The organism is Nonomuraea thailandensis (assembly GCF_024172165.1).
Classification (GTDB): domain Bacteria; phylum Actinomycetota; class Actinomycetes; order Streptosporangiales; family Streptosporangiaceae; genus Nonomuraea; species Nonomuraea thailandensis.
Genome location: NZ_JAMZEB010000002.1, coordinates 8,010,199 through 8,031,488, shown reverse-complemented (window position 1 = coordinate 8,031,488; position 21,290 = coordinate 8,010,199). Strand labels below are relative to the sequence as shown.

The 21,290-nt window shown below is 71.7% G+C and carries 18 protein-coding genes; 11 read left to right on the top strand and 7 right to left on the bottom strand.

Features of this window, described 5'->3' with window-relative positions; all coding sequences use genetic code 11:
* Positions 1 to 32: 32 nt before the first annotated feature.
* The 4 genes from HD597_RS40570 to HD597_RS40555 all read right to left on the bottom strand — a co-directional run bounded on the left by HD597_RS40570 (position 33) and on the right by HD597_RS40555 (position 4,161).
* A complete protein-coding gene (locus HD597_RS40570; protein ID WP_253749709.1) occupies positions 33 to 1,103 on the bottom strand; it encodes a tetratricopeptide repeat protein in 1,071 nt (356 codons plus the stop codon).
* Positions 1,104 to 1,251: 148 nt separating this feature from the next.
* Complete coding sequence (locus HD597_RS40565; RefSeq protein WP_253749708.1) at positions 1,252 to 2,400, bottom strand: aKG-HExxH-type peptide beta-hydroxylase; 1,149 nt, start codon at positions 2,398 to 2,400, stop codon at positions 1,252 to 1,254.
* Complete coding sequence (locus tag HD597_RS40560; protein WP_185109430.1) at positions 2,397 to 2,582, bottom strand: hypothetical protein; 186 nt, start codon at positions 2,580 to 2,582, stop codon at positions 2,397 to 2,399. The genes HD597_RS40565 and HD597_RS40560 overlap by 4 nt, the downstream gene beginning before the upstream one ends.
* A 121-nt stretch (positions 2,583 to 2,703) precedes the next feature.
* Positions 2,704 to 4,161: a PucR family transcriptional regulator gene (locus HD597_RS40555; RefSeq protein WP_253749707.1), complete on the bottom strand. Its 1,458-nt coding sequence runs from the start codon at positions 4,159 to 4,161 to the stop codon at positions 2,704 to 2,706.
* A gap of 70 nt (positions 4,162 to 4,231) precedes the next feature.
* Between HD597_RS40555 and speB the strand changes: the two genes are divergently transcribed.
* Genes speB through HD597_RS40540 form a run of 3 tightly spaced genes read left to right on the top strand, consistent with a single transcriptional unit; the run spans position 4,232 to position 7,280 of the window.
* Positions 4,232 to 5,164, top strand: a complete 933-nt coding sequence (gene speB / locus HD597_RS40550; protein WP_253749706.1) for an agmatinase — start codon at positions 4,232 to 4,234, stop codon at positions 5,162 to 5,164.
* A complete protein-coding gene (locus HD597_RS40545; RefSeq protein ID WP_253749704.1) occupies positions 5,161 to 6,666 on the top strand; it encodes a purine-cytosine permease family protein in 1,506 nt (501 codons plus the stop codon). The genes speB and HD597_RS40545 overlap by 4 nt, the downstream gene beginning before the upstream one ends.
* On the top strand, positions 6,666 to 7,280 hold the full coding sequence (locus HD597_RS40540; protein ID WP_253759680.1) for a cyclase family protein: 615 nt from the start codon (positions 6,666 to 6,668) through the stop codon (positions 7,278 to 7,280). The genes HD597_RS40545 and HD597_RS40540 overlap by 1 nt, the downstream gene beginning before the upstream one ends.
* Positions 7,281 to 7,295: 15 nt before the next feature.
* Here the strand turns inward: HD597_RS40540 and HD597_RS40535 are convergent, their stop codons facing one another.
* Complete coding sequence (locus tag HD597_RS40535) at positions 7,296 to 7,790, bottom strand: Lrp/AsnC family transcriptional regulator (RefSeq protein ID WP_253749702.1); 495 nt, start codon at positions 7,788 to 7,790, stop codon at positions 7,296 to 7,298.
* A gap of 201 nt (positions 7,791 to 7,991) precedes the next feature.
* On the opposite strand from HD597_RS40535, the gene HD597_RS40530 reads away from it, so the two are divergent.
* The 8 genes from HD597_RS40530 (at position 7,992) to HD597_RS40495 (ending at position 16,843) form a co-directional block, all read left to right on the top strand.
* Positions 7,992 to 9,425 (top strand): gamma-aminobutyraldehyde dehydrogenase, encoded by a 1,434-nt coding sequence (locus tag HD597_RS40530; protein ID WP_253749700.1) that lies wholly within the window; start codon positions 7,992 to 7,994, stop codon positions 9,423 to 9,425.
* Positions 9,426 to 9,446: 21 nt separating this feature from the next.
* Entirely contained in the window at positions 9,447 to 10,514 is a 1,068-nt protein-coding gene (locus HD597_RS40525; RefSeq protein WP_253749698.1) for an ABC transporter ATP-binding protein, read from the top strand.
* A 30-nt stretch (positions 10,515 to 10,544) separates the two neighbouring features.
* Positions 10,545 to 11,738, top strand: a complete 1,194-nt coding sequence (locus tag HD597_RS40520) for a polyamine ABC transporter substrate-binding protein (RefSeq protein ID WP_253749696.1) — start codon at positions 10,545 to 10,547, stop codon at positions 11,736 to 11,738.
* 3 nt (positions 11,739 to 11,741) lie between these two features.
* Positions 11,742 to 12,593: an ABC transporter permease gene (locus tag HD597_RS40515; RefSeq protein WP_253749694.1), complete on the top strand. Its 852-nt coding sequence runs from the start codon at positions 11,742 to 11,744 to the stop codon at positions 12,591 to 12,593.
* On the top strand, positions 12,590 to 13,375 hold the full coding sequence (locus HD597_RS40510; RefSeq protein WP_253749692.1) for an ABC transporter permease: 786 nt from the start codon (positions 12,590 to 12,592) through the stop codon (positions 13,373 to 13,375). Before HD597_RS40515 ends, HD597_RS40510 begins: the two co-directional genes overlap by 4 nt.
* Before the next feature lie 159 nt (positions 13,376 to 13,534).
* Entirely contained in the window at positions 13,535 to 14,929 is a 1,395-nt protein-coding gene (locus HD597_RS40505; RefSeq protein WP_253749690.1) for an NAD(P)/FAD-dependent oxidoreductase, read from the top strand.
* A gap of 10 nt (positions 14,930 to 14,939) precedes the next feature.
* Positions 14,940 to 15,797: an alpha/beta hydrolase gene (locus HD597_RS40500; RefSeq protein WP_253749688.1), complete on the top strand. Its 858-nt coding sequence runs from the start codon at positions 14,940 to 14,942 to the stop codon at positions 15,795 to 15,797.
* A 113-nt stretch (positions 15,798 to 15,910) separates the two neighbouring features.
* A complete protein-coding gene (locus HD597_RS40495) occupies positions 15,911 to 16,843 on the top strand; it encodes a serine hydrolase (RefSeq protein ID WP_253749686.1) in 933 nt (310 codons plus the stop codon).
* Position 16,844: 1 nt separating this feature from the next.
* Here the strand turns inward: HD597_RS40495 and HD597_RS40490 are convergent, their stop codons facing one another.
* Together HD597_RS40490 and HD597_RS40485 are read right to left on the bottom strand one after the other, a co-directional pair.
* Entirely contained in the window at positions 16,845 to 18,353 is a 1,509-nt protein-coding gene (locus HD597_RS40490; RefSeq protein ID WP_253749684.1) for an MFS transporter, read from the bottom strand.
* Positions 18,354 to 18,388: 35 nt separating this feature from the next.
* Positions 18,389 to 21,280, bottom strand: coding sequence for an ATP-binding protein (locus HD597_RS40485; RefSeq protein ID WP_253749682.1), 2,892 nt, complete (start codon positions 21,278 to 21,280; stop codon positions 18,389 to 18,391).
* Positions 21,281 to 21,290: the final 10 nt, after the last annotated feature.

Here is a 21,290-nt window from a genome sequence, read left to right as displayed (position 1 = left end):
AGCGGGTCGAGGAGGAGGCGCGCCGGGGCCGGTCAGAGACCGAGGCGGCGGTGGGCCTCCTCCCTGGCGGCCCGGGCGCGGTCCTCCTCCGAGCGGGGCAGGCCGAGCGCCAGCGCCCGGTCCAGGTCCGCCAGCGCGCCGCGGAAGTCGCGCAGCGCGATGCGGACCCGGCCCCGCCCGTAGAGCGCGCGGGCGGCGTTGCGGTCGAGGTCGAGGGCGTCGTTGTAGGCCGCTTCCGCGTCCGCCGGCGAGCCCGCCCGCCACAGGGCGTAGGCCAGGAGCGTGCGGGCGCTCACGTCGCCGGGCATCCTGGCCACCGCCTGCCGGCCCAGCTCGACCGCCTCCTCGGCGTCGCTCATCGACAGCGACACCTCGGCCAGCGCGGTCAGCACCTGCACGGTGGACAGCGTGTCCTGCTGGCTCTCGAACTGCGAGCGGGCCTCGTTCAGCGTCTGCTTGGCCGCCTCCAGGTCGCCCTCGATCCTGGACACCTCGGCCTGGAACGCCAGCAGGTTCGCGAACTGCCGCTCGTCGCCCTGCTCCAGCGATCGCCTGGCCGCCACGGAGGCGAAGCGGTGGGCCGAGATGAAGTTGCCCTCCCCGAGCGCGGCCTCGGCGGCGGCGCGGAAGTCGGCGGGCGTGTGCTCCTGCGGCCTGCCGCGGGCGGGCACGACGTGGTGCGCGCGGTTCGCGGTGCGCACGGCCTCGACCAGCCGCTCCTGCCCGAGCTGGTACCAGAGGCTGCGCGCCCGCTGCTCCTCGGTCAGGACGTGCCGGGCCACCAGCGCGTCCACCACGGGGTTGGGCATGTCGGCGGTCTGCGTCAGGCCGCGGTAGGCGGTGCCGCGCGTGCCCCGCTCGGTGATGAACGTCGTCTCGATCCAGTCGCGCAGCTCCGGCTCCGGCACGCCGGTCTCCACGCTCACGTCGCGCACCGTCCGGTCGAAGTACCCCGCGAGGATCCCGGCGAGATCGCCGAGCCGGGCCAGCCGGTCGGGGGTGATCGCGTCGTCGCGATCGTCCTCGCCCTCGACCGCAACGCGGACGGCGACAAGGACGCCGCGGCGCGGTTGCGGGAGGAGGCGCTGGACCGCTACCGGCACTCGTTGCTGCCGGATCATCCGCACGCCCGGCTGGCCGCGCAGTTCGGGCGCATCAACATGGGCATCGAGCCGATGAACGACTGACCTCACGCCTTCCCGCCGTGGTTCCGGTGCGGAGCGTTTCCCGCCGTGGTCGCGGTGCCGAGTGTCAGACGGAGTGGCCGGGGTTGGCGGCCAGCCAGCGCGCCCGATGGGCGGCCCGCAGCTCGTCCGCGCGGCGCTCGGCCGCGGCGGGGAGGGGCTCGCGCAGCCACGGGGCGAGCCGCCGCAGCAGGCCGTCCACCAGGCGCGAGCCCGCCGTCGTCAGGCCGCCCGAATCCGCCGCCCGGCTGAGCGCCTCGAAGGTGGTGGCCCGGCGGTGGGCGAACTCGGTCTCCGCCCGGCCCGGCTCCCGCGGAGACGGCACGCCGCACTCGGTGCGCCAGAAGGCGGTGATCGCGAAGTTCGCGAAGCAGCCCTGCACCAGCGCGCCCAGCGGCCGGGGGTCGGAGCGCCACGGGGCGTACCAGCGGCGGTCGTCGCCGGGATCGACCAGCGAGGTCGTGTCCTCCACCGCGCCGAGCAGCAGGTGCCACACCTCGTGCACCAGGCTCTCGGCGAACGCGAGCGGATCGGGCGGGGGCGACAGGGCGATCGCGCCGTACGCCCAGCCGGAGGTGGCGCTGAACGGCCGGCTGCGCTCGCCGCTGTCCAGGGGCACCAGCGTGGTGAAGACCTCCGCCACCGTCCCCGCCGCCGCGTGATGCCGCTCGCACAGCACCTGCCAGGCCAGGCTCAGCTCGCGCTGCCACCACACCGGATCGGCGCCGCCCCGCCTGCCGTAGCCGGCGAGGTAGGGGTCGATCGCGTCGAGACGGACGGACAACCGGGCCGGGCCCGCCGCCACGTCGAGGACGGGTATCGGCACGAGGCCGGACTCGGTGATCGTGCCCATCCCGGGGACGAGCGGACCGGCGAACGGCGGCGGCCGCCGGCCGGCCCGCATGGCGGCGCCGGCCGCGAAGGCCGCCAGGTAGGTCAGGTCCGGCTCCTCGCCGCGGTCCAGCCGCCACAACGCGTCCACCGCCCAGCAGCCCACCTGGGGGAGCAGCAGCAGCTCCGCCATGAGCCGCGGCTCGTCGCTCTGCAGGCGCCCGAGCGCCCGGAAGGCGGCGTCGTGGCCGGGCACCCTGCGCTGCACCGCCGCCAGGAGCACCTGGTTCCTGGCCAGCTGGAGGCCCCTGAGGCGCTCCAGCAGCGCGGGTGTGGGGTCGCCGCCGGCCAGGTGGTCGCAGAGCTCGTACGTGCCGGCGGTCACGGAACGGCGCCGTGGCCGGACGCGCTGTCCTCCTGCCACAGCCGGTCCCACGGCCCTCGTCGCCCGACGATCCCGCGCACTGCCCGGTCGAGAGTCGCCTCGTCCACCTCGACGAGCTGGAGCAGCGTCAGGTCGGTCAGCTCCACGAGCCCGGTGCCGACCGCGCGAGCCGGTTGCGCCATAGAAAGTCCCTCCTCGCCCGCTGTGGCGATGATACGACGGGACTTTGGCCGAATGAAATGCCGGATAATCGGGCGTTGTTTTCGGATGCGGCCGAACTGGGGCGGTGACTATAGCGCCGGCTCAGTTGTGGAGGCCGAGTTGGCGGGCCGCGCGGATGGCCAGCCAGACCTCGGCGAAGGCCGCGCTGGAGTCGAGGTCCCGGCCGCTGAGCTCGCTGAATCGGCGCAGGCGGTAGGCCAGTGTATTGGGATGCACGTGCAGGGCCCTGGCGGCGTCGCGCATATGGCGGTTATGTTCCAGCCAGGTCCGTACGGAAGCCAGCAAATAGGAATTGTGCGCCTCGTCATAGGCGAGCACCTTGCCCAGCACGTATTCCACCAATGCGGCCAGCGTGGCCGGATCCTCGGGCAGCCACCGGCCGGTCGTGTCGTCGCCGTACAGGACGAGCGACCGGCTCGACTCGGCGGCGTGCGTGGCCGCCCAGGTGGCCTCCCGCTGGGCCACCCGCAGCGGCTCCCCGGGCGGGAAGGGGCGGCTCATCCCGGCCGCGACCCCTGGTACGGCGGCGACGGCGGGGCCGAGCGCCGGTGGGCCCAGGAGGTAGTGGTCGTCGCCGCGGCGCAGCATCAGGTGCGGCAGGTCGTCCATGGCGCGGCGCAGGGCGTCGTCGGGGACGCCGCGCACCACCAGCAGCACCGTGTCGGACTCCATGGACAGGCCGAGGCGGGCCAGGCGGCGGCGGGCGGCCGGCGGGTCGAGGAGGTCCTGCAGCAGCTCGGCCAGCGTCTCCGCACCCTCCCTGCGCAGGGTCTCGCGCTCGTGCCTGGCCATCGCGACCTGGAGCGCGGCCACCGTGGCGATGTGCTGGACCACGGCCAGGCCCGCGGGGCGGGCGCCCTCGCGTTCGAAGGCCACCAGGTAGCCGGCGGGGCCGCCCGGGGCCGAGACGGGCAGCACGAAGCCGCCGGGGATCGTGGGCGGGGCGTCGGGCGCGGCGGGCAGGACGGACGGCGGGGGGACGGGGACGCCGGGCAGCAGGGGGCGGCCCGAGCGGGTGGACAGGTAGACGTCGTAGCCGGACAGGCGTTCCAGGCGCTTGAAGAGCGTGGCCGTGTCCAGGTCCTCCGCGGCCAGCCAGCGCAGCGCGCCGAACACCTGGAGCTGGGCGCCGAGGCGGTGGCTGGCGTCCTCCTGGAGCGCCGCCGCGACCTCCTGCGCGATCGCGATGAACGGGACCGCCAGCGGCACCTCCAGCACCGGCATGCCGCGCTCCTCGGCGGCCTCGAAGAACGCCGGGTGCAGCGGCGGCACGTGGAGCTGGGCCGACAGGGCGAGCGCGCAGACCCCGGCGTCGTCGAGGCGCTCCAGGTAGGCCCGCTGCCTGGCGGCCGAGCGGGGCACGCCGATGCCGGTCGTCATGATGACCTCGGCGCCGAGCAGCCACGGCGTCGGGTCGTCCAGCTCGCTGACGTGCGCCCACGAGACCGAGCGGGACAGCCCGGCCTCGCCCGCCAGCACGCGGAGCTGGAGTGCGGGGGAGCGGAGGAGATCCTCCACGGTCAGTTTGTGCTCGGCCACAACACACACCGTAATACTTCGTGACGACCACAATTGCCGCAGGTCAGAAGCGTGACGAACACTGAGGCGCATGAACCTCGGCCCCGTCGACTCCAGCAAGGTCCCGCGCTTCGCGGGCCCCGCCACCTTCGCCCGCCTGCCCCGCCTCGACCAGGTGGAACGGGCGGACGTGGCGGTGGTGGGCGTGCCCTTCGACACCGGCGTCTCCTACCGGCCCGGCGCCCGGTTCGGCCCCGCCGCCGTACGGGAGGCGTCCCGGCTGCTGCGGCCCTACCACCCCGGCCTCGACGTGTCCCCGTTCGAGCGGGTGCAGGTCGCCGACGCCGGGGACATCGCGGTCAACCCGTTCGACATCGGCGCCGCCATCGAGACCATCGAGGGCGCGGCCGACGACCTGGACGCCAGGCTGGTCACCATCGGCGGCGACCACACGATCGCGCTCCCGCTGCTGCGCTCGGCGGCCAGGAAGCACGGCCCCGTGGCGCTGGTGCACTTCGACGCGCACCTCGACACGTGGGACACCTACTTCGGGGCCGAGTACACGCACGGCACCCCGTTCCGCCGGGCCGTCGAGGAGGGCGTCCTCGACACCGAGGCGCTCAGCCACGTCGGCATCAGGGGCTCCCTCTACGGCAAGAAGGACCTGGAGGAGGACCGGCGGCTCGGGTTCGGCATCGTGACCGCGGCCGACGTGCTGCGGCGCGGGCTGGACGAGGTGATCGACCTGCTGCGGCAGCGGGTCGGCGACCGCCCGCTGTACCTGTCCATCGACATCGACGTGCTCGACCCCGCGCACGCCCCCGGCACGGGCACCCCCGAGGCCGGCGGGCTCACCAGCCGCGAGCTGCTGGAGATCCTGCGCGGCCTGGCCGGGCTGAACCTGATCGGGGCCGACGTGGTCGAGGTGGCCCCGGCCTACGACCACGCGGAGATCACCTCGATCGCCGCCTCCCACGTGGCCTACGACCTCGTCAGCCTGCTGGCGCTCCAGGAGAAGACATGAGCAGCGGCTCCCTCACCGAGATCGAGACCTACGGCGTCGAGCGCATCCCCGACGCCGACCGCAACGCCCGCCCCGTCGACCTGTTCAGGGTCGCCTTCGGTGGCGCCAACACGTTCGCGACGTGCGTGCTGGGCGCCTTTCCCATCCTGTTCGGCCTGTCGTTCTGGCACGGCCTGGCCGCCACCGTGCTCGGGCTGGTGGCGGGGGCGCTGATCCTGGCGCCGCTGTCGCTGTTCGGGCCGCTCAACGGCACCAACAACGCCGTGTCCTCCTCCGCGCACCTGGGCGTGCACGGCCGGGTCGTGGGCTCGTTCCTGTCGCTGCTGACCGCGATCGCGTTCTTCTCGATCTCGGTGTGGTCCTCGGGCGACGCGCTCGTGGGCGGCGCCCACCGGCTGGTGGGGCTGCCGGACACCGACTTCTCGTACGGGGTCGCGTACGGCGTCTTCGCCGTCCTCGTGCTCGTGGTCTGCGTGTACGGCTTCCGGTTCATGCTGTTCGTGAACAAGATCGCGGTCGCGGCGGCGTCGCTGCTGTTCGTGCTGGGCGTGTTCGCCTTCGCCGGCGACTTCGACCCGTCGTACGCCGGCGCCGTGAAGCCGGGCGACGCCCTGTTCTGGCCCTCGTTCATCGGCGCGGCCCTGATCGTGCTGTCGAACCCGGTCTCGTTCGGCGCCTTCCTGGGCGACTGGTCCCGCTACATCCCGGCGAGCACCCCGCGCGGGCGGGTGATGGCGGCGGCGTTCCTGTCGCAGATCGCCACCATCCTGCCGTTCTTCTTCGGCCTGGCCACCGCCTCGATCATCGCCACCAAGGCCGCCCAGTACGTCGACCCCGCCGCCCCCAACTATGTCGGCGGCCTGCTGGCGGTCTCGCCCGGCTGGTACTTCGTGCCCGTCTGCCTCATCGCCCTGATCGGCGGCATGTCCACCGGCACGACCTCGTTGTACGGCACCGGCCTCGACTTCTCCAGCGTCTTCCCCCGCTTCTCGCGGGTCCAGGCCACGGTGTTCATCGGCACGCTGTCGATCGTGTTCATCTTCATCGGCCGTTTCGCGGCGAACCTCACGCAGAGCATCTCCACGTTCGCCACACTGATCATCACGTGTACGGCACCCTGGATGGTGATCATGATGCTCGGCTACGTGACGCGGCGTGGCTGGTACGACCCCGAGGCGCTGCAGGTGTTCAACCGGCGCCAGCGCGGTGGCCGCTACTGGTTCACGCACGGCTGGAACTGGCGCGGGCTCAGCGCCTGGCTGGTCTCCGCCGGGCTGGCGCTGATGTTCGTCAACCTGCCGGGGCAGTTCGTCGGGCCGCTGGGGAACCTGGCCAGCGGGATCGACATCTCGCTCCCGGTCGGGCTGGCCGTGGCCGGGCTGCTCTACCTGGTGCTGCTGGCGCTCTTCCCCGAGCCGCGCGAGGTGTACGGGCCCGAGGGGCCGCGCCTGGTCCGCTCGGCCGACACGCCGGTGCTGCCCATCGTGGAGCCGGTGGCGTGATGACGCTGCTCGACCTGTCGGCGCCGATCGAGACCGGGATGCCCGTCTACCCGGGCGACCCCGAGGTCTCGGTCGGCCCCGCGCTCACCGCGGCCCGCGACGGCGTGAACGTGCTGAGCCTGCACCTGGGCTCCCACTCGGGCACCCACGTGGACGCCCCCTTCCACCTCGACGACTCGCTGCCGACGCTGGACGAGCTGCCGCTGGAGCGCTTCCACGGGCCCGCCGTCGTGGTGGACGCCCGGGGGCTGGGGGCGGGCTCGGCCATCGGGCCGGAGCGGTTCGAGCACATCGACCCGGAGGTGATCGTGCTGGTGGCCACCGGATGGCCCTTCGGGGCTCGCGACCACCCCTTCCTCAGCGCGCAGGCCGCGGCGCTGCTGGCCGGGCGGGGCGTCCGTACGGTGGGGATCGACGCGCTCAGCGTGGATCCGACACCCGCGGACGCCTTCCCGGCGCACGAGGCGCTGCTGCGCGCGCACGCGGTCATCGCGGAGAACCTGTACGGCCTCGACCGGTTGATCGGGGAGCGGGAGATCGAGGTGTCGATGTTCCCGCTGCGGATCGCCGGAGGCGACGGCTCGCCCGTGCGGGCGGTCGCCAGGGTCGGCTAGCGGGTGCCCCAGGAGCTAGCGGGTGCCCCAGGAGTAGGTCTGCTTGCGCAGCTTGAGGTAGACGAACGACTCGGTGGCCCGTACGGCGGGGATGGCGCGGATCTTGCTGAGGATCTCCAGCAGGTGCCCGTCACCCTCGCAGACCACCTCGACGATCACGTCGAAGGAGCCGGCCGTGAGCACGACGTAGTCGATCTCCTCGATGTTCGCCAGCTCGTCTGCCACCTTCTCCAGGTCGCCCTCGCAGTTGACGCCGATCATGGCCTGGCGGGGGAACCCGAGCGTGAGCGGGTCGGTGACCGCGACGATCTGCATGACGCCGGCGTCCTGGAGCCGCTGGACGCGCTGGCGTACGGCGGCCTCGGACAGGCCCACCGCCTTCCCGATCGCCGCGTAGGGCTTGCGCCCGTCGGCCTGGAGCTGCTCGATGATCTGCTTGGACAGGTCGTCGAGCACTACCGGGCCACCGGAGCCTGCGCTGTTCCGGCGTACGCGGGGCGGCGTCGTCATTGAGCGGATCCTCCTAGCGGTCCGGCGTTACGGGGTCGTTCCCGCCGGGTTGCCGTCCTGGTGCGACATGTTGTCAGTTCTTCGCGGTCTGTCAAGCGAATTCGTAGCAATTTGATATCTTCACCACGAAATCCCTTGTCGTGATGCATCTGCTCTGTCAGAGTCGCGGCATCTCAGCCACCTCACGAGGAGGTCATCACCTTGACCACCCGTCTGCAGAACTACATCAACGGTGAGTTCGTGGACGCCAAGAGCGGCCGATTCTCCGACATCATCGATCCGTGCACGGGTGAGGCCTATGTCCAGGCTCCCGTCTCGGGTCAGGAGGATGTCGACGCCGCCTTCGCCGCCGCGGCCGCCGCGTTCGAGTCGTGGGGCAGGACCACCCCGGGCGAGCGGGCGAACCTGCTGCTCAAGGTCGCCGACGCGATCGACGCCCGGGCCGATGAGATCAACGAGGCCGAGTGCCTCAACACCGGCAAGCCCCGCGCCCGCATGGCCGAGGACGAGACGCCGGTCGCCGCCGACCACTTCCGCTTCTTCGCGGGCGCGGCGCGCACGCTGGAGGGCCCGACGGCCGGCGAGTTCCTGGCCGAGCACACCAGCGTCATCAGGCACGAGCCCATCGGCGTGATCGGCCAGGTCACGCCGTGGAACTACCCGATGATGATGGCGGTCTGGAAGATCGCCCCGGCGCTGGCCGCCGGCAACACGATCGTGCTCAAGCCGTCCGACACCACCCCGGTCTCCACGCTGAAGCTGGCCGAGATCCTCGGCGAGGTGCTGCCGGCCGGCGTCTTCAACGTCGTCACCGGCGACCGCGAGAGCGGCGCCATGGTGGTCAGCCACCCGACCGCGGCCATGGTGGCCATCACCGGCTCGGTCGGCGCGGGCATGTCGGTGGCCAGGAGCGCCGCCGACGACCTCAAGCGCGTGCACCTGGAGCTCGGCGGCAAGGCGCCGGTCGTGGTCTTCGAGGACGTCAAGGACCTGCGCAGGGCCGCCGGCGACATCGCCACCGCGGGCCTCTACAACGCCGGCCAGGACTGCACGGCCGCCTGCCGCGTGCTGGTGCACGAGAGCGTGCACGACGAGTTCGTGGCCGCGCTCACCGAGGCCGCCGCCGGCACCGTCACCGGCGACCTGGGCAACGAGGACGCCCTCTACGGCCCGCTCAACAACGAGAACCAGCTCACCAGGGTCCAGGGCTTCATCGACCGGGTCCCCGCGCACGCCAAGGTCCTCACGGGCGGTCACCGCGTCGGCGACAAGGGCTACTTCTTCGCCCCGACCATCGTCGACGGGCTGCGTCAGGACGACGAGATGGTGCAGAACGAGGTCTTCGGCCCCGTGATCACCGTCCAGACGTTCACCGACGAGGCCGACGCCCTGGCCAAGGCCAACGACGTGAGGTACGGCCTGAGCGGCTCGGTCTGGACCTCCGACCACGGCCGCGCCATGCGCATGTCGAACCGGCTCGACTTCGGCGTGGTCTGGGTCAACACGCACATCCCGTTCGTCTCGGAGATGCCGCACGGCGGCTTCAAGCACTCCGGATACGGCAAGGACCTCTCGGTGTTCGGTCTGCACGACTACACCCGGGTCAAGCACGTCATGCACTACATCGGCGAATAGCGGCAAGGAACGAACCTGGAAATGACCGGGCTGAGTGCGATCGAGCTTGCGGACGTCGTCAAGGAGTACCACTCGCATGGCGAGGTCGTCCAGGCAGTCAGAGGTGTGACGCTGGGCATCGAGGAGGGGGAGTTCTTCTCCCTCCTCGGGCCCTCCGGCTGTGGCAAGACCACGACCATGAGGATGATCGCGGGCTTCGAGGCGCCCACCAAGGGCCTGGTGAAGCTCTACGGCCAGGACGTCACGAACGTCCCCCCGAACAAGCGCGACGTCAACATGGTCTTCCAGTCCTACGCGCTCTTCCCGCACATGAGCGTCTGGGACAACGTGGCGTTCGGGCTCAAGCAGCGCAAGTCGCCGAAGGCGGAGATCGACCGGCGGGTCGGCGAGATGCTGGAGATCGTCGACCTCGCCGACCGGGGCAGGCGCATGCCGCGCCAGCTCTCCGGCGGCCAGCAGCAGCGCGTGGCCCTGGCCAGGGCGCTGGTCAACCGGCCGCGCGCGCTGCTGCTCGACGAGCCGCTCGGCGCGCTCGACCTCAAGCTGCGCCAGGCCATGCAGATCGAGCTCAAGCGCATCCAGCGCGAGGTCGGCATCACGTTCGTGTACGTCACGCACGACCAGAGCGAGGCGCTGACCATGAGCGACCGCATCGCCGTCATGAACGACGGCGTGGTCGAGCAGCTCGCCGGCCCGCGCGAGATCTACGAGCGGCCCGCCACGGCCTTCGTGGCCGGCTTCATCGGCACCTCCAACCTGCTCGCCGGCGCCGCGACCGGCGGCGAGCTGAAGGTCGGCGGCGGCCGGGTGCTGGTGCCCGGCCAGGACGGCGACGTGACGGTGACCGTGCGGCCCGAGAAGATCACCATCGGCACGGACGAGCCCGCGCAGGGGCTGAGCGCCGTGCGGGGCACCGTGGCCGAGGTGGTGTATCTCGGCACGTATAACAGCTATGCGGTGAGTCTCGCTGACGGGGCCGAGGTCACCGTGTTCCAGCAGAACGCGCATGACGCGACGGCCACGGCGGAGCGGGGCGACTCCGTCTGGCTGTCGTGGCAGGCGCAGCACTCGTACGTGATTGGAAGTTGATAGCACCCCATGAACCCCTTCATGCGTGGAATGACGCAGCCCCGCACCCGTCGTGACGTCTTCCGCCTGGCCGGCTTCTCGGCCGCCGGGCTCGCCCTGGCCGCCTGCGGCGTGCAGGGGCAGAAGGCGGCGCCCCCGAAGGCCGACGCCGTCGCCGACTACTGGGCCAAGCAGAAGAAGAACGGCAAGGTCGTCTTCGCCAACTGGCCCGAGTACATGCCCGAGGACAAGGGCCCGCTGGAGAAGTTCAAGCAGGACACCGGCATCGCGTACGAGTACAAGGAGGTCATCCAGGAGAACGCCGAGTTCTTCGGCAAGGCCGACCCCGTGCTGCGCGCCGGGCAGCCGCTGGGCTACGACATCGTCGTCATGACCAACGGCATCCAGCTCCAGCACATGATCGAGCTGGGTTACGCGGTGCCGCTCGACCACTCCAAGCTGCCGAACTTCCAGGCCAACGCCGGGCAGAAGTACAAGGAGCGCTCGTACGACCCGGGTAACAAGTACACGGTGCCGTACACCTCCGGGGTGACCGGCATCGCCTACAACACCAAGTACGTCAAGGACGAGATCACCAGCATCGAGTCGCTGTTCGACCCGAAGTACAAGGGGCGGGTCGGCATGATGGCCGACGCCCAGGAGATCGCCAACTTCGGCATGATCGCGCTGGGCATCGACCCGGAGAAGTCCACCGAGGCGGACTGGAACAAGGCCGGCGAGAAGCTGAAGGCGCAGCGCGACGCCGGAATTGTGCGGAAATATTATGATCAGTCGTATATCGACGCCGTGTCGAAGGGCGACGTCTGGCTGACCATGGCCTGGTCCGGCGACGTGTTCCAGCGGCAGCTCGCCGGCGAGCCGGTGAAGTTCGTCGTGCCGGCCGAGGGCGGCACGATCTGGACCGACAACATGCTCATCCCCAAGGGCGCGGCCAACCCGGTGGACGCCCTCATGCTGATGGACTACCTCTACCAGCCGGCCGTGGCCGCGGAGCTCGACGAGTACATCCAGTACGTCACCCCGGTCCCCGCCGTGCAGGACCTGCTGCGCGAGAAGGCCGCGACGGCCAAGGGCGAGGACAAGAAGGCGCTGGAGGACATGGTCGGCAGCGCCCTCATGTTCCCCTCCGAGTCCGACTACGCCAAGCTGCGCAACTACACCCGGCTCACCACCCAGCAGGAGCAGGTGTTCAACCCGATCTTCCAGTCCATCACCCAGGCGTAACCGATGCGGCGGCTCACCCCCTACCTGCTCGCGCTGCCGAGCTGGATGTGGCTGGCGATCTTCCTGGTCGTGCCCATGGTCGCGATGGCGTCGGTGTCGCTGCAGACCGGCAACGCCATCGACGGCTTCGCCATGACGTTCAGCTTCTCCAACTACACGGACGCGATCGGCCGCTACAGCACGCAGCTCGTCCGGTCGCTGGTCTACGGCGGGCTCGCCACCGTGGCCATGCTGGTCATCGGCTACCCGGTGGCGTACTTCATCGCCTTCAAGGCCGGCGCCCGCAAGTCGATGTACCTGTTCCTGCTCCTGCTGCCGTTCTTCGTCTCGTTCGTGCTGCGCACGATCTCGTGGAACTTCCTGCTGTCGGACAACGGCATCCTGTTCGGCACGCTCAAGGGCTGGGGGCTGCTGCCCGAGGACTTCCACGTGCTGGCCACGACGTTCGCGGTGGTGGGCGGGCTGACCTACAACTTCCTGCCGTTCATGATCCTGCCGATCTACGTGGCGCTGGAGCAGGTGGACCCGCGCGTGGTGGAGGCGGCCCAGGACCTGTACGCGACGCGGGCGGCGGCCTTCCGGCGGGTGGTGCTGCCGCTGTCGCTGCCGGGGGTGTTCGCCGGGGTGCTGATGACGTTCGTGCCCGCCACGGCCGACCCGATCAACGCCGCCATCCTCGGCGGCACCTCGAACACGATGATCGGCAACATCATCCAGACGGAGTACCTGACCAACCTCGACTACCCGACCGCCTCGGCGCTGTCGTTCACGCTGATGGCGGTGCTGCTGGTGGGCATCTTCATCTACGCGCGGGCGCTCGGGACCGAGAACGTGCTAGAGGCGGCGGCCCGATGAGGGGCGCGCGGGCCGGCGACCGGCTGCTGCACCTCTACACCTGGCTGATCATCGTCTGGCTGTCGTCGCCGATCGCCGTGATGATCCTGTTCGGCTTCAACGACAAGCAGAGCAAGTCCAACACCACCTGGCAGGGCTTCACCCTGCGCTGGTACGCCGAGCTGTTCGAGATCTCCGACCTCACCGTCGCGCTGCGCAACTCGCTGGTGATCGCCCTGATCAGCACGATCATCACGGTCGTGATCGGCACCATGCTGGGCCTGGCGCTCGGCAGGCACCGCTTCCGCGGCCAGGGAGCGACGAACTTCCTGGTCTTCGCCGCCATCTCCACGCCCGAGCTGGTCATGGGGGCCTCGCTGCTGTCGTTGTTCGTCTCCGGCAACGTGCCGCGCGACGCCAACACGATCATCATCTCGCACGTGCTGTTCTCGCTGTCGTTCGTGGTGGTCACGGTGCGGGCGCGGGTCGTCACCCTGGACCCCTCCCTGGAGGAGGCGGCCAGAGACCTGGGCGCGACGGCCTGGGGCACGTTCCAGCAGGTCACGCTGCCGGCGATCCTGCCGGGCGTGCTGGCGGGCGGGATGCTGGCCTTCGCGCTGTCCATCGACGACTACGTGGTGACCAGCTTCGTCAACGGCTCGACCGTCACCTTCCCGCTGTGGATCGTCGGCGCGGTGAAGACCGGCATCCCGCCGCAGGTCAACGTCATGGGTACGCTGATCTTCTGCATCGGGGTGCTGATCGCCGTGGGCAACGCGGTCGCGGCGCGCCGCCGTAGCTGAGAACATTCTTCCGGATTCCCCTCCGCAGGTCGCGGAGGGGTTTCACCTTGGCCAAGAACAGGGAGGCGAGATCGGATTCCGGCGGGGGGAACCCGCGCGTGACACCTCATTGGTCCCGCAATTTTCAAAACTCAGACTTTCGTAAGGGAAGTGGGATTTGTGGATCCGCTGAAGGCGCTGGCTGACGCGGAGCGCAAGCCGTACTGGCTGGACAGCCCGGCCAGACCCGAGCCGCAACCGCGGCTCTTCGGACACACCACCGCCGACCTGGTCGTCGTCGGCGGCGGCTTCTCGGGGCTCTGGACGGCCCTGATGGCCAAGGAGCGCGACCCCTCGCTGGACGTCGTCCTGATCGAGGGCCGCAGGATCGGCTGGGCGGCCACCGGCCGCAACGGCGGGTTCTGCATGGCGACCCTCACCCACGGCCTGGCCAACGGGCTGGAGCGGTGGCCCGAGGAGATCGACCGGCTCGAACGCATGGGCGTCGAGAACCTCGACGAGATCGAGCGCACGCTGGAGCGCTACGGCGTCGACTGCTCCTTCGAACGCACCGGCGAGCTGCACGTGGCCACCGAGGAGTGGCAGCTCGACGGCCTCAACGAGCACCTCGACCTCATCTCCGACCTCGGCCTCGACTACCTGCCGCTGGACCGGGAGCAGGTGCGGGCCGAGGTGAACTCGCCGACCTACCTGGGCGGGCTCTGGGAGCGCAGCGGCTGCGCCATGCTCGACCCGGCGCGGCTGGTGTGGGGGCTGCGGGACGCGTGCCTGCGGCTCGGCGTACGCGTCCACGAGCGCACCCCGGTCCGCTCGATGGCCGACGACGGCACGACGATCACCCTGCGCACGCCCCACGGCACGGTGGGCGCGCGCCAGGTGGCGCTGGGCACCGGGGTGTTCCCGCCGCTGCTGCGGCGGCTGAAGCACTTCGTGGTCCCGGTGTACGACTACGTGCTGATGACCGAGCCCCTGACCGCGGCCCAGCTCGACTCCGTGGGCTGGCGCAACAGGCAGGGCGTCGGCGATTCGGGCAACCAGTTCCACTACTACCGGCTGACCGACGACAACCGGATCCTGTGGGGCGGCTACGACGCCGTCTACTACAACGGGGGCCTGGTCAAGCCCGAGTACGACCAGCGCGACGAGACGTTCGTCAAGCTCGCGCGGCACTTCTACGACACCTTCCCGCAGCTCGACGGGGTGCGGTTCACCCACAGGTGGGGCGGCGTGATCGACACGTGCAGCCGGTTCAGCGCCTTCTACGGGCAGGCGCACGGCGGCCGGCTCGTCTACGCCGCCGGCTACACCGGCATGGGCGTCGGCGCCACCCGGTTCGGCGCGAACGTCATGCTGGACCTGCTGTCGGGCAAGCCCACCGACCGCACCGAGCTGCGCATGGTGAAGGAGAAGCCGATGCCGTTCCCGCCCGAGCCGGTGCGGTCGGGGGTGATCCAGTTCACCCGCTGGTCGATCGCGCAGGCCGACCAGCACCAGGGCAGGCGCAACCTGTGGCTGCGCGCGCTCGATCGGATGGGGCTCGGGTTCGACTCGTAGCCTGGTGCGTATGAGAGTGGATTTCATGGTGGACGGTCTCACGCTGGCCGGCGATCTGCGGGTGCCGGACGGCGTGGGGCCGTGGCCGGGGCTGGTGTTCACCGGGCCGTTCACCGGAGTGCGTGACCAGGTCACGGGCCTGTACGCGGCCCGGCTGGCCGAGCGGGGGTATGCCACGCTGGCCTTCGACCACCGCAACTGGGGCGAGTCCGAGGGGCGGCCGCGCCGCCACGAGGACCCGCAGGGCAAGCTGCACGACCTGCGGGCGGCGGTGTCCTTCCTGCGCTCGCGGCCCGAGGTGGACCGCGGGCGGATCGGAGCGGTCGGGATCTGCCTCGGCGGTGGGTACGCGCTCAAGTTCGCCGCCTTCGACCCCCGGGTGAAGGTGTTCGCGGGCATCGCCGGGGCGTACAACAACCCCTACGCGATGCGCGGCGCGGACCTCGCGCCCTACCTGGACGTGCTGGAGCGGCAGGACCTGGGCGGGCCCGTCGAGTACCTGCCCGCGGTCGCCGGGCAGGGTGAGGCCGCGATGCCCGGCGACGAGCCGTACGCGTACTACGGCGGCGAGCGCGGCGCGTCCCCGCACTGGGCGAACGAGGTGACCAGGGCCAGCGTGCTGGAGCTGCTGACCATGGACAACATGACGGGCAGCGACTTCCTGTCGCCGAAGCCGGCGCTGATCGTGCACGGCGTGGTGGACCGGTTCTGCTCCCCCGAGGGGGCGGAGGAGGTGTTCAGGCGGCTCGACCGGCCGAAGGAGATCGTCTGGGTGGACGCCAAGCAGCACATCGACCTCTACGACCGCGAGCCGTACGTCACGCAGGCCGTGGACGCGACCGCGGCCTTCCTGGGCGAGCACCTCTGAGCCCGGCAAGGTAGTGCTGAAGGTCTCGCCAGGAAACCGCCTGGCGGGATGGGCAGGGCCGCCCGGCCGGGCATCATCCGTACGACCCCCGACGAGATCACGGGGGTTCGCGCGTGCGTGGGAAGTGGATGGCCTGGCTCGGATCGGCGGTCGCGGCGGGCTGCGCGGTCGGCTGCGCGGCCGGCTGCGGGGCGGGGAAGGCGCCGGTGGTGCCCGCCGCGGTGGAGGCGCCGGTCAAGGTCGCCCGCTGTGTCCTGAAATTTCGTGACATCCGGGCGGGTAATGCCGCCCGGGCACGGCTCGAACGCGACATCGCCCAGTACGTGCGCGGCCGGCCGGGCCGGATCGTCTACGGCGCGCTGGACCTGGTGACCGGGGTCCGGCTGGGCCACGGGGAGCACGAGCACGACATGATCACCGCCAGCGGCGCCAAGGTGGACATCCTCGCCGCGCTGCTGGCCGGCCGCGACTCCCGCCTCGACGAGGGCGAGCGGGACCTGGCCTCCCGCATGATCAGGGAGAGCGACAACCGCGCCGCCGACGTGTTGTGGTCGCGCGTCGGCGGCGGCGGGGCCATGAGCGACTTCTACCGCCGGATCGGGCTGAAGGAGACCACGCCGGGGCCGAGCAAGTACTGGGGCGGCACCAACACCAGCCCCGCCGACCGCATCCGCCTGCTGAAGGTGCTGGTCAAGGGCGGCAAGGGGCTGACGGCGGGCGACCGGGGGACGGTGCTCGGGCTGATGGAGCGGGTGCAGAAGGACCAGGCGTGGGGCGTCAGCGCCGCCGCCAGGCCGGGCGACAGGGTGGCGCTGAAGAACGGGTGGACGCCGCGGCCGTTCATCCACCACACGTGGGCGGTGACCAGTTACGGCCGCGTCGTGGGGCCGGAGCGGGACCTGCTGCTGTCGGTGCAGACCGACCGGCAGCCGGGCGAGGGGACGGGCATCCAGACCATCGAGGGCATCGCCCGGATGATCGGCCACCGCCTCGACGACCTGTCCCCGACGAGAACCCGCCCCTGCCCGACGAACCCCATCGCGTGAGCTAGTGCGCGCCGGACAGCACCTCCTCCGGGATGACCTTCGGCACGCCGCGCAGGCCCACCAGGGCGAGCACCGCCACCACGGCCAGCAGGCCCGCCGTGACGAGCGAGGTGAGGTGCACGGCCTCGACGAAGGCCGCCTGCGCCGCCCGTACGAGCTGGGCGGCCTGCTCGCCGGGGAGCGCGGCGGCCAGGTTCAGCGCTCCCGCGATCGACTCACCGGCGGCCTCGGCCGGGACCCCGGCGGGCACCTCCAGGCCGGCCCGGTAGGCGCTGGTCAGCACCGTGCCCAGGATCGCGATGCCGAGCGCGCCGCCCAGCTCGAACGCGGTCTCCGACACCGCGGCGGCGGCCCCCGCACGCTGCCGCGGCGCCGTGGCCAGCACGTTGTCGTTGTTGACGGTGAAGGCGAACCCGACGCCCATGCCGCCGATCACCATGACGGGCAGCAGGGTCAGGTAGTTCAGCTCGGTGCCGAGCGTGGCGTAGTAGAGGAACGAGCCCGCGTTCATGGCCAGGCCCAGCGCGACCACGCCGTTCCTGCCGAGGTGCCGGATGAGCCTGGCGGCCAGCACGCCGCCCACCGCGCCGCTCAGCCCGCCGGGGAGCTGCGCCAGCCCCGCCTGCAGCGGCGACCAGCCGAGCACCAGCTGCAGGTACCAGGCGAACATCAGCATCATGGCCGACATGGCGAAGATCGCCAGCAGGTTCGTCAGGATCGAGGCGGTGAACGCGCGCCGCGCGAAGAGCCGCACGTCGATGAGCGGCTCGGCGAGCGTGGTCTGCCGCCACACGAACAGCGCCAGCAGCACGGCCCCCGCCAGGCCCGCAGCCGCCACGTCCAGGTGCCCGACGCCCTTGTGCGCCGCCTCCTTGATCGCGTAGATGGCCGTCACGATGCCGGTGAACGACAGCGCCACACTGACGAGGTCGATCCGGCCCGCGTACGGGTTGCGCGACTCCGGCAGCACCAGGACGCCGCCCACCAGCACCAGCGCCATGATCGGCACGTTGATCAGGAAGACCGAGCCCCACCAGAAGTGGTCGAGCAGCACGCCCCCGACCACGGGGCCGACGGCGAAGCCCGCCGCGCTCATCCCGCTCCAGACGCCGATGGCCGCGGTGCGCTCGCCCGGCTCCGTGAACACGTTCCGGATGATCGACAAGGTCGAGGGCATGATCGTGGCGCCGGCCACGCCCAGCAGCGCCCTGGCCGCGATCAGCAGCTCGGGGGTGGGCGCGTACGCGGTGACCACGGAGGCGGCGCCGAACGCGACGGCGCCGATCAGGAGCAGGCGCTTGCGGCCGATGCGGTCGCCGAGGTTGCCCATGGTGACGAGCAGGCCGGCCAGCGCGAAGCCGTACATGTCGCCGATCCACAGCAGTTGCGTGGAGGTCGCGCCGAGGTCGGCCACCAGCCGGGGCAGGGCCAGGTGCAGGACCGTGAGATCCAGGGAGAGCAGCAGCGTGGCCAGGCAGGCGATGGCCAGACAGGCCCATTTGTTCTTCATGCCGCACACTCTGATGAGGGCGGCTGACGGCGGGCCTACCGTTCGCTGACCGAGTCGCTGATCTGCGCCAGCGCGGTGTCGATGCGGCAGCGGGTGTCCTCGGTGCTGTACCAGCCGCGGGGGCACACCTCGCGCGCCTGGACCAGCAGCGCACGGGCGGCGTCCGGGTCGCCGCGCTCCACCTCGACCAGCCCCAGCCCGAGCAGGGCCCAGGCCAGGGTCTCCATGGAGCCGTTGCGGCGCGACAGCTCGGCCGCCTCCGCGTAGTCCGCTCGCGCGCCCTCCACGTCGCCCAGGGGGCTTCGCGCGTCGGCGCGGCGGCACAGCCCCTCGGCGGTCTCCGTGGCCGAGCCCAGCTCGCGTGCCAGCGCGAGCGCCTCGTCGGCGAGCGCGTGCGCCGCCGCGTAGTCGCCCTCCCGCTGGCGCAGCGCCCCGAGCCCGGACAGCACCAGCACCATGCCCCACCGCTCCCCGATGGCCCTGAACCCCGCCAGGCTGAGCTCGAAATGGTTCAGCGCCTCGTCGATCCGGCCGAGGATCTGCAGGACGAACGCGTGGCCGCAGTTGGCCAGCGCCTTCTTCCACGGCGACAGGCCGCTGACCGCGGCCAGGTAGAACTCCTGCATCGCCCCGAAGTCGTCGGGCGGCCCCGTGAACATCGACAGCAGCATCATCATGAACTCGACCCGCACCGGCACGTAGTCGATCGGCAGCAGCCGCCGCACCTCGGCCAGCCGCTCGCGCAGCGGCTCGTCCATGCCTCCGGCCCAGGCCACGATGAGCACGCACATGCTGTACTCCTCCTTGAGGCCGGGCACGCGCGTATCGCCCAGCGCGGCCAGCAGCGCGGCGGCCAGGTTCGCGCTCGCGGTGCGGTGGCCGCGCATCCACCAGTAACAGGCGCTCTGGGCCAGCAGCCGCATGCCCAGCTCGAACTGCCCGGTCTCGGTCGCCCAGCGCACGGCCGCGTCGAGGTCGCCGCTCTCCTCGTCGAGCCTGGCCAGCCACTCCATCTGCGTGCCCGTACGCAGCATCGGGTCGGCCGTCAGCATCAGGTCGAGGTAGTAGTGGGCGTGCGCGTCGCGGATCGTGTCGCCTTCGCCCGACTCCATCAGCCGCTCCGCGCAGAACGCCCGGATCGTCTCCAGCATCCTGAAGCGCCCGTCCGCGAACTCCACCAGCGACTTCTCCGCCAGCGAGAACAGCACCTCCTCCGGCAGCCCGCACACCCGCTCGGCCGCCTCGGGCCGGGCCCCCGCCACGAACGTGCTCAGCCGCCTGGCCATCACCTGCTCGCTCTCGTCCAGCAGGTCCCAGCTCCACGCCACGACCGCGTGCAGCGTCTGGTGCCGGGGCAGCGCCGTGCGGCTGCCGCGGGTCAGCAGCCTGAACCGGTCGTCGAGCCGGGCCGCGACGTCGGCGATCGACAGCGTACGCAGCCGCGCCGCCGCCAGCTCGATGGCCAGCGGCAGCCCGTCGAGGGCCCGGCAGATGCGTACGACGTGCCCGGCGTTGCCCGCGTCCACCGCGAAGCCGGGCCGCACGGCGGCGGCGCGGTCGGCGAACAGCCGCACCGAGGGATAGCCGAGCGGCTCGTCGGTCTCGGCGGGCGGCAGCCGCAGCGGCGCCACGGGCAGGATCGACTCGCCCGTGATGCCCAGCGCCTCCCTGCCCGTCACCAGCACGCGCAGGTCGGGGCAGGCGGCCAGCAGGTGGTCGGCCAGCTCGGCGGTGGCCGTCACGAGGTGCTCGCAGTTGTCCAGCACCAGCAGCAGCTCGCGTTCGGCCAGCGCGGCGACGAGCCTGGCCTCGGGGTCCAGGGTGGGCCGGCCGTTGATGTTCAGCAGGGCGTCGCGCACGCCGAGGGCGGCCAGCACGGCCTGCGGCACGCCGTCGCCGTCGGAGACGGGGGCGAGCGGCACGAAGCACACGTCGCCCGGCTCCTGCGCGGCCGTCTCGATCGCCAGCCGCGTCTTGCCCGCGCCGCCCGGGCCGATCAGCGTGACGAGCCTGCTGTCCCGGAGCCTGGACCCGACCTGCGCCAGCTCCTCGGCGCGGCCCACGAAGCTGGTGAGCTGCGCCCGCAGCCCCCGCCTGGCCGGCTGCCCGGCCCCGCCCTGGCCGGCCGTCCCCGCCGGGGCTGCGGCCCCGGGCGTCGAGGGTTGCGGGGGCGTGGTGCCGGGCGGGAGCGCGGGGCCGAGCGCGGGGTCGGCTCTGAGGACGGCCAGGTGGGCCGCGGCCAGCTCGGCGCCGGGCTCGATGCCCAGCTCGTCGTCCAGCAGCTTCCTGGTCTCCTCGTAGACGGTCAGCGCCTCCGCCTGCCGGCCGCTGCCGTACAGGGCGCGCATGAGCTGGGCGCGCAGCCGCTCGCGCAGCGGGTGCGCGGTCGTGAGCTGGCTCAGCTCGGCCACCAGCTCCCGGTGCCTGCCGAGGTCGAGGTCCGCCTGCGCGCGGTCCTCCGTGGCGGCCAGCCGCAGCTCCTCCAGGGCCGCCGCGGCGGCCTCGGCGTGCGGGGCGTCGGCGAGCGGCGCGCCCCGCCACAGCTCCAGCGCCTCGCGCAGCAGAGCAGCCGCCCGCCCGGGGTCGCCGCCGGCCAGCGCCTGCCTGCCCTCGGCCGTCAGCAGCTCGAACCTGCGCGCGTCCACGTCCCGCGGGTCGGCGACCAGCCGGTACCCGGCCGGGTGGAACTCCACCAGGTCCCGCCCCAGCGCCCGGCGCAGCCGGGACACCTGCGACTGCAGCGCGTTGGCCACGCCCTCGGGAGGTCGGGGGCCGTACATGCCGTCCACGAGCTGCTCCGCGCCGACGATGCGGCCGGCGTGCAGGGCGAGCAGCGTCAGCAGGGCACGTACGCGGGGGCCGCCGAGCGTGACCGGCCGGCCGTCCTCGCCCAGCACGTTCGTGGGCCCGAGGATCTGGAAGCGCATGTCTCGATTA

Coding starts and splice junctions, on each gene's coding strand:
- HD597_RS40540 (WP_253759680.1), top strand. CDS start 6,666: ATGACGCTGCTCGACCTGTCGGCGCCGATCGAGACCGGGATGCCCGTC.
- HD597_RS40510 (WP_253749692.1), top strand. CDS start 12,590: ATGAGGGGCGCGCGGGCCGGCGACCGGCTGCTGCACCTCTACACCTGG.
- HD597_RS40500 (WP_253749688.1), top strand. CDS start 14,940: ATGAGAGTGGATTTCATGGTGGACGGTCTCACGCTGGCCGGCGATCTG.
- HD597_RS40560 (WP_185109430.1), bottom strand. CDS start 2,582: ATGGCGCAACCGGCTCGCGCGGTCGGCACCGGGCTCGTGGAGCTGACC.
- HD597_RS40515 (WP_253749694.1), top strand. CDS start 11,742: ATGCGGCGGCTCACCCCCTACCTGCTCGCGCTGCCGAGCTGGATGTGG.
- HD597_RS40545 (WP_253749704.1), top strand. CDS start 5,161: ATGAGCAGCGGCTCCCTCACCGAGATCGAGACCTACGGCGTCGAGCGC.
- HD597_RS40490 (WP_253749684.1), bottom strand. CDS start 18,353: ATGAAGAACAAATGGGCCTGTCTGGCCATCGCCTGCCTGGCCACGCTG.
- HD597_RS40485 (WP_253749682.1), bottom strand. CDS start 21,280: ATGCGCTTCCAGATCCTCGGGCCCACGAACGTGCTGGGCGAGGACGGC.
- HD597_RS40520 (WP_253749696.1), top strand. CDS start 10,545: ATGACGCAGCCCCGCACCCGTCGTGACGTCTTCCGCCTGGCCGGCTTC.
- HD597_RS40525 (WP_253749698.1), top strand. CDS start 9,447: ATGACCGGGCTGAGTGCGATCGAGCTTGCGGACGTCGTCAAGGAGTAC.
- HD597_RS40535 (WP_253749702.1), bottom strand. CDS start 7,790: ATGACGACGCCGCCCCGCGTACGCCGGAACAGCGCAGGCTCCGGTGGC.
- speB (WP_253749706.1), top strand. CDS start 4,232: ATGAACCTCGGCCCCGTCGACTCCAGCAAGGTCCCGCGCTTCGCGGGC.